This is a genomic window from Micromonospora sp. ATA51, assembly GCF_016802855.1.
In the GTDB taxonomy this organism is placed as follows: domain Bacteria; phylum Actinomycetota; class Actinomycetes; order Mycobacteriales; family Micromonosporaceae; genus Micromonospora; species Micromonospora sicca.
Genome location: NZ_JAEVHJ010000315.1, coordinates 1 through 7,720 on the forward strand (window position 1 = coordinate 1; position 7,720 = coordinate 7,720).

The 7,720-nt window shown below is 74.0% G+C and carries 8 protein-coding genes; 4 read left to right on the forward strand and 4 right to left on the reverse strand.

The window, feature by feature from the left end; genetic code table 11:
• The first annotated feature begins 201 nt into the window (after positions 1-201).
• A complete protein-coding gene (locus JNW87_RS31345; protein WP_109804655.1) occupies positions 202-1,185 on the forward strand; it encodes a DNA topoisomerase IB in 984 nt (327 codons plus the stop codon).
• Between the two features lie 263 nt (positions 1,186-1,448).
• On the opposite strand, the gene JNW87_RS31350 is transcribed toward JNW87_RS31345, so the two are convergent.
• Together JNW87_RS31350 and JNW87_RS31355 are read right to left on the reverse strand one after the other, a co-directional pair.
• Positions 1,449-1,952, reverse strand: a complete 504-nt coding sequence (locus JNW87_RS31350; protein ID WP_109804658.1) for a hypothetical protein — start codon at positions 1,950-1,952, stop codon at positions 1,449-1,451.
• 69 nt (positions 1,953-2,021) lie between these two features.
• The gene (locus JNW87_RS31355; protein WP_109804654.1) at positions 2,022-3,653 is read right to left on the reverse strand and encodes a RecQ family ATP-dependent DNA helicase; all 1,632 of its coding nucleotides are present in this window, start codon (positions 3,651-3,653) and stop codon (positions 2,022-2,024) included.
• 236 nt (positions 3,654-3,889) lie between these two features.
• Between JNW87_RS31355 and JNW87_RS31360 the strand changes: the two genes are divergently transcribed.
• Positions 3,890-4,639, forward strand: coding sequence for a class I SAM-dependent methyltransferase (locus tag JNW87_RS31360; protein ID WP_201749916.1), 750 nt, complete (start codon positions 3,890-3,892; stop codon positions 4,637-4,639).
• Positions 4,640-4,675: 36 nt separating this feature from the next.
• Positions 4,676-5,314 (forward strand): TetR/AcrR family transcriptional regulator, encoded by a 639-nt coding sequence (locus JNW87_RS31365; RefSeq protein ID WP_109804653.1) that lies wholly within the window; start codon positions 4,676-4,678, stop codon positions 5,312-5,314.
• A 14-nt stretch (positions 5,315-5,328) separates the two neighbouring features.
• Here the strand turns inward: JNW87_RS31365 and JNW87_RS31370 are convergent, their stop codons facing one another.
• Together JNW87_RS31370 and JNW87_RS39945 are read right to left on the reverse strand one after the other, a co-directional pair.
• On the reverse strand, positions 5,329-6,279 hold the full coding sequence (locus JNW87_RS31370; protein WP_238454917.1) for a TIGR03557 family F420-dependent LLM class oxidoreductase: 951 nt from the start codon (positions 6,277-6,279) through the stop codon (positions 5,329-5,331).
• A gap of 96 nt (positions 6,280-6,375) precedes the next feature.
• Positions 6,376-6,498 carry a hypothetical protein gene (locus tag JNW87_RS39945; RefSeq protein WP_255544580.1) on the reverse strand — a complete coding sequence of 41 codons (123 nt, stop codon included), beginning with the start codon at positions 6,496-6,498 and terminating at the stop codon, positions 6,376-6,378.
• A gap of 140 nt (positions 6,499-6,638) precedes the next feature.
• Between JNW87_RS39945 and JNW87_RS31375 the strand changes: the two genes are divergently transcribed.
• A partial coding sequence (locus JNW87_RS31375; protein ID WP_238454918.1) for a glycoside hydrolase family 3 N-terminal domain-containing protein occupies positions 6,639-7,720 on the forward strand: 1,082 nt, incomplete at its 3' end.

Here is a 7,720-nt window from a genome sequence, read left to right on the forward strand (position 1 = left end):
TGCACGAACTGCGGCAGGAACGCGTAGACGGAGAACATCGAAGCGCCGTACAGCAGGGCCACCAGGTTGGTCGTCCAGACCCCGGGCAGGCGCATCATCGCATGTCGATCAGCGGGTTGGTGGAGCGGATCTCGGCGACCAGCCAGGTCGACGAGGTGCTGGCCGCCGTGGACGAGGCGGAACGGGCGGTGCGGGTGTCCGGTGCGGTTGCGGCGTAGTGATCCGGGCCGGCCGGGGTACGGGCGCCGGCGGCGCGGCAAGGGCTGGCTCTTCCTCGACTCGGCCGGCGAGCCGGTCCGCGACCCCGACGAGCTGGCCCGGCTGCGCGAGCTGGTGATCCCCCCGGCCTGGCAGGACGTCTGGATCTCGCCGTACCCGAACGGGCACATCCAGGCCACCGGCGTCGACGCGGCCGGGCGCAAGCAGTACCTCTACCATCCGATGTGGCGCCAGAAGCGGGACGAGGCTAAGTTCGACCACGTGCTGGAGGTGGCGCGCCGGCTGCCCGACCTGCGCGACCGGGTCGACCACGACCTGGCGTCGCGCGGGCTGCGGCGCGAGCGGGTGCTCGCCACCGTGGCTCGGCTGCTCGACATGGGCATGTTCCGGGTGGGCAGCGACCAGTACGCGACCGGCGACGACCCGACCTTCGGCGTGTCCACCCTGCGCCCCGAACACGCCCGGTCCCGGCGGGGGTGCGTGGTCTTCGAGTTCCCGGCCAAGGGCGGCATCGACCAGGTGCGCCGGATCGAGGACCCGGAGCTGTGCCGGGTGCTGACCAACCTGCGCCGGCGACGGCGGGCGGAGGAACGGCTCTTCGGCTACTGGGACGGCCGGAGCTGGCGCGACGTGCGCAGCGACGAGGTCAACGACTACCTCCGCGACGCCAGCGGCGGGGAGATGACCGCGAAGGACTTCCGTACCTGGCACGCGACGGTGCTGGCGGCGACGGAGCTGGCCACGGCCGGCCGGCAGCGTTCGGCGACCGCCCGGAAGCGGGCCGTCGCGGCGGTGATGCGTTCCGTCGCCGACCTGCTGGGCAACACCCCGACCGTGGCCCGTACGTCCTACGTGGACCCGCGCGTGGTGGACCTGTACCACGACGGGGTGGTGGCGCCGGTCGAGCCCGAGATGCCCCGCGGCGACGTGGAGAAGCTGGTGCTGGCGCTGCTGGAGGAGGCCTGACCGACCGACCCCGTCGTCAGTCCTGGGGGGAAGTACGACGGGGTCGGAGTCGGCCGGTCCGGTGGCCCTGCCGGTGCGAGCGGAAGCCCTCGGCACCGGGCGGCCGCCCGCGACGGACCGTCGCGGGCGCCTCGCCCCGGCCCCCCGTTACCAGTGGGCCGTGCCGGTCTCCCGGCTGACGGCCCGCCATCAGTATTTCCGCCCGGGGTTGACGATGGACGCCGCGATGTTGACGATCCGTGCCGAGGTCGCGGCCGGTGCCGTCAGTCGTTGAGCACGCGGGAGAGCCGGTCCCGGAAGCGGCGCTCCGAGTCGCTGACCACGTCGCCGCCGAGGCCCAGCAGGCCGCCGCTGGGCGCCGCGGTCACCACCTGCTCGGCGATCTCCACCAGCCAGTGCTTGTACGCCCCGGCCTGACCCTCGTCCACCCGGGCGGCCAGCAGGGCCGCCGCCTGGCCGGCCCGGGCCAGCACGTCGTCGATCATCGCCTGCGGGTCGGCCGGCTCGATGACCGGCAGTTCCTCGCCGGCCTCCGGGTCGCCCACCCGGGCGACGATCTCGCCGGCGACCGCGGCCACCAGCGGGCTGGCCGACTCGCGCCCGGCGGCGATGCCCTCCAGCCCGGCCGCGTTCTCGGCCATGGTGCGCTTGGTGCCGTCCGACTCGGCCGCGCTCGCCGCGGTCAGCACCGACTGCGGCAGGCCGACCAGCAGCCCCCACTCCTCGTCGGAGAATCCGAACCCGGTGTACGCCGGCTGCTCGATCACGAGTGAGCCCCTCTCGCCCTGGTCATCGTCGTCAGTGGTGCCGGGCGCCATGCCGGCGCCCGGGTCAGGCTAGTGCAGCGTCAGCAGGCCCTGTTCGGACACCACGCGCACGGACAACGTCTTGTACCCCACTTCGTCGAAGAGCACCGTCATCCGGTCCTCCTCGTAGCTGAGCACCAGACCGGCACCCCACTCCGGGTGCCGGACCTGGCTGTGCACCGGGAACGGCCCGCTCGCCCCGTCGTCGGCGACGCTGGTGCCGGCGTGGCAGTTGTCGCAGTGCCCGCAGACCTTGCTCATCTGCTCGCCGAAGTACGCCAGCAGCGCCTGCCCCCGGCACCCGGTGGTCTCGGCGAAGGCCCGCATCATGTCGGTACGCGACCGGGTGACCGTCTGCTGCCGTTCCGCCTCGGCCAGCGCAGCCGCCGCGGCGTCGACCGGCTTCGGGGCGTAACGCGGCGCGCCGAGCCGCTGCCGGGCACGCGGCTCCACGGCCCCGACCTGCTCCAGCAGGGAGAGGTACTGGCCGAGCTTGCGCGGGCCCAGGCCGGTCAGCTCGCGCAGCTCCTTCTTGGTCCGGGCCTGCTTGCGCAGCACCGCGGCGAGGTCCCGCAGCTCGGTGGAGTCCGGCAGGCCGCCGCTGAAGTAGCGCTGCAGCCCGACGTCCTCGGCGCGCCAGAGCAGCAGCACCCGGCCCGGCTCACCGTCCCGGCCGGCGCGGCCGATCTCCTGGAAGTAGCTGTCCGGGGAGTCGGGCAGCGCCATGTGCACCACCCAGGCGATGTTCGGCTTGTCGATGCCCATGCCGAAGGCGGACGTCGCCACCATGATCGGCACCTGGTCGGCGAGGAACGCCTCGTGCAGCTCGTTGCGGGCGGTGGTGGGCATCCCACCGTGGTAGTACTGCGCCGGGAACCCGGCGTCGGTGAGCCGCTGGGCCAGTTCCTCGGCCGCCCGCCGGGTGGGCACGTAGCTGATGCCCGGGCGCTTGTCGTCGCTGAGCAGCGCGACCAGCCGCCGCCAGCGGTAGTCGTCGGTGGGGCAGTGCGCCACCTCGAGGAAGAGGTTGGGCCGGTCCAGCCCGGAGACCACCACCTCGGGGTCGCGCAGCCGCAGCCGGGCGATGATGTCGTCGCGTACCGGCGGGGAGGCGGTGGCGGTGAGCGCGACCACCGGCGGTCGGCCGAGGCCGTCGATCAGGTGACCCAGCGCCAGGTAGTCGGGGCGGAAGTCGTGTCCCCAGGCCGAGATGCAGTGCGCCTCGTCGACCGCCACGAGCGCCGGGTTCAGCGACCGGACCTCGGCCATCCGGTCCGGGTCGCTGAGCGCCTCCGGGGTGATGAAGAGGAACTCGGCGCGCCCCTCCCGGACCTCGGCGATCGCCTCGGCCTGCTGGGCCGCGCTCTCGTCCGAGCTGATCCGGACGGCGCGCAGCTCGGGGCGCTGCCGCTCGTTGAGCGCCGCGATCTGGTCCTGCTGGAGGGCCAGCAGCGGGGAGACGACCACGGTGGGTCCGGGGATCAGGCTGGCCGGGATCTGGTAGATAGCCGACTTGCCGGCGCCGGTCGGCAGGACCACCAGGGCATCGCGTCGCTTCATCACCGCGCGCATCACGGCCAGTTGGTTGGGCCGGAGCGTGGTCCAGCCGAAGAGGCTCCGCGCCGCGCGGCGCAACGTCGTCGAGTGCGTGGTCAGCTTCATCGGTGGCCGGAGGTACCCGGGCGGGCAGCGGGCGAAACCGGACCGTGCCGGCGCGGCGGCCCGTCCGCCGTCCTCCGGGCGTTGACGGCGCGCCGCGGCTCGTTCATCATGAACATGCGTTCATGAACGAGCGATCATAAAGGGGGAAGCATGGAGACCGTCGTCAACACCGGACAGGCGGAGGCGTGGAACGGCTACGAGGGCCGGCACTGGGCCGAACACCAGGCCCGCTACCGGTGAACAGCGGGTTCAACGACGCCGTGCTGGCCGCCGTCCGGCCCGGCGACCGGATCCTGGACATCGGCTGCGGCAACGGGCAGCTGACCCGGTTCGCCGCCCGCCGCTCCAGCGACGGGCACGCCGTCGGGGTCGACCTCTCCGCCCCCATGCTCGACCGCGCCCGGGAGTCCGCCGCTGAGGAGGGCGTGGCGAACGTCGAGTTCCTCCGCGCCGACGCGCAGGCGTACCCGTTTCCCGCCGCCGGCTTCGACGTGGCGCTGAGCCGCTTCGGGGTGATGTTCTTCGCCGACCCGGTCGCCGCGTTCGCCAACATCGGCCGCGCGCTGCGCCCCGGGGGCCGGCTCGCCTTCGTCAGCCTCGACGGCTTCCGCCACGGTGACCTGGGTGCGGTGCTCGGCGCCCTCGCCGCCCACCTGCCGCCACCGGGGACCGACGGCACCGGCGTCGCCGAGCCGCTCTCCCTGGCCGACCCGGCGGTTGTCCAGCGGGTGCTCACCGAGGCCGGCTTCGCCGGGGTCGACTGCGTCCGGGTGGAGGCGCAGGAGGTGTGGGGGCGGGACGCCGCCGACGCGGCCGGGTTCCTGGCCGGCTGGGGGCCGATCCGGCACCAGCTCGGCCGGGTCGACGCGGCCACGGCGGACCGGGCCCGCGCGGCCGTGCTCGAGGCGCTGCTGCCGTACCAGCAGCGCGACGCCGTACGCCTGCGCGGCACCGCCTGGCTGGTCACCGCCCACCGGCCGGACTGACGGCCCGCCCGGGCGCCGAGCCTAGGATGCGGGGTGATGTCACCGAGGAGAGCGGCCGCGCTGCGCGGCGGCGACCAGAGCCTGCGCGAGCACCTGATCGCTGCCGCCGTACGGCTCATCGCCCGACGAGGCTCGGCCGGGCTGACCGTCCGCGACATCGCCCGCGAGGCAGCGGTCGCCGACGGCGTGCTCTACAACCACTTCGCCGACAAGGAGGAGTTGCTGGCGCACGCCCTGCACGCGCACGTGCGGGCGGTGGAGGCCGCGCAGGAGGGGGAGCCCCCCCGACCGGGCGAGCGGACGGTCGAGGCGAACCTGCGGGCGTACCTGGAACGGGCCCTGGCGGTGCATGCGGCGATCCTGCCGGCGTTCGCCGGTCTGTCCACCCAGCCGAAGGTCCTCGCCCGCCTCGCCGAGCTGCCCAACCCGCTGGCGGGCGGGCACGGTCTCCGGTCCGAGCTGGCCGGGTACGTCCGTGGCGAGCAGGGGCTCGGCCGGGTGGCCCCGGCGGCCAGTCCCGAGGCGGTGGCCACGCTCGTCGTCGGGGTCTGCCACGACCTGGTCCTCGGCCACCTTCTCGACCCCACGTCAGCGCCGCCCGAGCCCTCGCCCGGGCTGGTCGCCGAGCTGGTCGCCACGCTTGTGCACGGCATCGCCCGGCCCGCCGACGGCTGACCGGGGGAGCCGGGTCACCGCAGCCGGGGCAGCACCTCGCGCTGGTAGAGGTCGAACAGGCCCTGCCAGTGCGGGCCGGTGTTGGCCACGTAGACCTCGTCGAAGCCGGCCTTGGCGTACTTGTCGATCATCTCCAGGTGGGCGTCGGCGCTGTTGCCGCAGACGAACGAGTCCTTCATCATCTCCGGCTTCACCAGCTGGGCGGCCTGCTGGAAGTGGCGCGGCGAGGGGAGCACCTGGGACAGCTCGCCCGGCACCCCGGCGTTCGGCCACCGCTCGTACGCGATTCGCGCGCCGGCGTCCTCGCTGTCGGCGTACGCCGCCTTGAAGCCGGCCTGGCACGGCTTGTCGCCGCCACCGTTGTCCCGGAACCGGCGGACCAGGTCCGCGTCGGGCATGGTGCTGATGTAGCCGTCGCCGATCCGGGCCGCCAGGTCGATGGCCTTGGGGCCGAAGCCGGAGACGTAGACCGGCGGTGGCGTGTCCGGCAGCGTGTAGATCCGGGCGTGCTCGACGGTGTAGTGCCTGCCGCGGTGGTTGACGAACCGGCCCCGCCACAGCTCCCGCATCACCCCGACCGCTTCCTCCAGCATCTCCAGCCGGACGTCGGTTTGCGGCCAGGCGTCGCCGAAGATGTGCTCGTTGAGGGCCTCACCGGTGCCGACGCCGAGCACGAACCGGCCGTCGTGCATGACCGCGCTGGTCGCCGCCGCCTGGGCGACCACGGCCGGGTGGATCCGGACGGTCGGGCAGGTGACCGCCGTGGTGACGGGCAGCCCGCAGACCTGGCTGAGCGCGCCGATGGTCGACCAGACGAAGGGGCTCTGGCCCTGCGCGTCCACCCACGGATGGTAGTGGTCGGAGATCCACAGGGCCTCGAAGCCCGCCCGCTCGGCGCCGCGCGCCTGCTCCAGCAGCTCCGCCGGGGTGTACTCCTCGCTGGACAGAAAGTAGCCGATCCTCATCGCTCCCCCTCGCTGTTCGCGGTGCCGGGCGCACCGGATGGTCAACGAGTGCCGTACCCGGAGTGGGTGTCGGCCGAACCGGCGGAGCCGGGTGGGTCAGCGGCGGAACATCGCCCGGATTGCGAGCAGCAGAAACAGGCCGCCGACCACCAGGCCGAGCAGCCGTACGCCGGGGACGTCCGCGGCGCTGGTGGCGTCGGCGAGCAGCGCGGGGTGCATGGGTCGCACTCTCCCACCCCGTGCCGGGAACCGCCAGGCGGTAACAGTAAGGTTTATTGACTATTTCGGAGCCCGGTGTGACCATGGCAGCACCCGCCGGGGCGGCGGGGACGGTGGGGAAGACGGGGGTACGACAGCGCATGAACGAGCGGACCGTGGGGGCGACCGGAGACCTGGCGGGCCTTGCCGCCGCCGTCCTGCAACCCGGATTCGTGGGCACCACCCCGCCACCGTGGGTGTGCCGGTGGCTCGGCGAGGGCCTCGGCTCGGTGGTCCTCTTCGCTCGCAACATCGTCGACCCCGGGCAGCTCGCCACGCTCACCGCGACGCTGCGCGCCGAGCGTCCGGACGTCATCGTGGCCATCGACGAGGAGGCCGGCGACGTCACCCGGATCGAGTCCGCCCGGGGCAGCTCCCGGCCCGGCAACTTCGCCCTCGGCGCGGTCGACGACCCGACGCTGACCGAGGAGGTGGCCCACGACCTCGGCGCCGAGCTGGCCGCCCTCGGGATCACCCTCAACTACGCCCCGGACGCCGACGTCAACTCCAACCCGGCGAACCCGGTCATCGGCGTCCGCTCGTTCGGCGCCGCCGCCGACCTGGTCGCCCGGCACACCGCCGCCTGGGTCCGCGGGCTCCAGGCCGGCGGCGTGGCGGCCTGCGCCAAACACTTCCCGGGGCACGGCGACACCCGGGTCGACTCGCACCACGACCTGCCCCGCATCGGCGGGGACCGGGCCCACCTCGAGGCCGTCGAGCTGGCGCCGTTCCGGGCCGCCGTGGCCGCCGGGGTGCAGGCGGTGATGACCGGGCACCTGCTGGTGCCCGCGCTCGACCCGGAGCTGCCGGCCACCCTCAGCCCGCGCATCCTCGGCGGGCTGCTCCGCGAGGAACTGGGATTCCACGGCGCGGTGGTCACCGACGCGGTGGAGATGCGGGCCGTGGCCGACCGGTACGGCTTCGCCGGCGCCGCGGTACGCGCGCTCGCCGCCGGCGCGGACGCGATCTGCGTGGGCGGGGAGCGGGCCACCGAGGCGGACGCCCGGGAGCTGCGCGACGCCATCGTCGCCGCGGTGGTGCCGGATCGGGGGGAGACGGGCCGGGGAGAGACCGGTAGGGGCGGCCGACCTGAGGCCGACCGGGCCCTCCCGACGGTCCGGACGATCCGGGGGTCGCGGACCGCGCGGCCCCTCGGGTATCGTCCGTTCGTTCAGTCGGAGAT